This is a genomic window from Bartonella sp. AS69XJJH, from assembly GCF_042195585.1.
Classification (GTDB): domain Bacteria; phylum Pseudomonadota; class Alphaproteobacteria; order Rhizobiales; family Rhizobiaceae; genus Bartonella.
The window spans coordinates 1-1,558 of record NZ_JBHIOO010000081.1 but is presented as its reverse complement, the minus strand read 5'-3'; the positions used below and the strand labels follow the sequence as shown (position 1 = coordinate 1,558).

The 1,558-nt window shown below is 43.5% G+C and carries 1 pseudogene; it reads right to left on the bottom strand.

Annotated features, from left to right (window positions below):
* Positions 1 to 1,558: pseudogene (locus ACFIK6_RS09740) on the bottom strand (filamentous hemagglutinin); the annotation flags it as partial.

Sequence of the window (1,558 nt, the reverse complement as noted above, 5' to 3'; positions counted from 1 at the left end):
CAAGATAGGTTTTTTTATAAGCCGTTGCCCCTAAATTGGTCAGCACATTGGCGTGGATATCAGCATTCCCCCCTGCTCTCATAGAGCTATAATGGTTGTCAATGGTATCAGCGTTAATGATGAGGTTGCCACTAGATTGTATTACCCCCGAAACAGTTGGTTTATGCGAAAATGCTTGTGTGACAGTCTTTTCTGTCATATGTGACCAGTGTTCATTTGGGGATAAGACCCCCCACCTATCACCATTCCATTGATACCGGTGTACAGACAATTCCTTCTTTATAGACTTATGTTTCCAAGTGAATGCCTTATAAACTATTCCATCGCTTGAAATTGCAGTGCCATAGGTTCCTTCTTTGCTCGCCCAAAGTGGAATATCCAAAAAAAGTTCTACATGCCCTTTTCCTATTAGTTTATCTTCTTGATATTCGTGCCCCTTTCCCCAAAGATTGGGGTCCTCCTGATATAACATCCCATCACTGAGTTGATCAGAACCCTTTGGTCTTTGGAAAGAAATATCGCTATATTCCGTTTTTTCCATGATGACAGGCGTGCTATCAGCTTCGTTTTTCAGGGTGTTGGTTTGGATATTTAAGTTTCCACCAGCTTGAATAAAGCCTGCTTTGTTCACAAGCGAAAGGCTTTTTCCGCTGCCAGCTGCATTGGTGAAAGATAAATCACCTTCTGTCATTATGGTGCCAAAATCATTGAGCAAAGCACCATCAACTTGTAAAACACCATTGCCCTTCACATAAATTAAGCCCGTTTTGTTGTTGGTCACATCCCCCGTCACGCTAAAGATTAAATCCTGCCCCGATGCCAATTGACCGCTATTTCCAAGCTCTCCCGTTTTGATCACGAAATCTCGTGCTGCTAAAACAGAAGTTGTCTCATCAACCATAACGCTTGGAGCAACAAAAAGAATATCTCCAGTCCCCCCCTCATCTGTCACGGCTTGAAGCCGTGCATTGTGAATATCAAGGGCATTGGTGCTTTGAAAGTCTAAACCACCATAAGTCAATTCGCTGCCCGAGACATCAATATGATCTGCAACTAAATACAGCGTTTGCGGCGTGTAAATATGAGAACGATTATTGCTTAAATCGAGAGTTGTTGCCGTCAACCTCACATCCCCCTTAGCAGACAGCACATTCTCAACACTGATCTCTCCTGATACCGATGTCAATGTAGCTGTGCCATAGCCAATGACCTGATCATAATAAATGTCGTTGCCTGCAAAAATTTCAATATTGCCACCACTGGCAATCTGCCCAACCTTCACCCCTTCTTTTGCTGTAATCAAAAGAAAGCCCTTTTTATCTAAAATAAGATCCCCTGAACCGCCCGTAGAAACGACACCTGTCATCAGTGTGCCTGCATCAAGGCTGCCAACCTTTAAAACAGCTTCTTCACCCGTCATCAGCGAAGAAAAGTCAACCGCCCCGCCCTCAATATTTGCCTTGCCATGAGCTAAAAGTTGTCCAAAATGAACGGGGGCATTTGTTTCTGGTTGTGCTTGAATGGCAACATTTTGATGCGACAGAATTGTTTGAGAAAC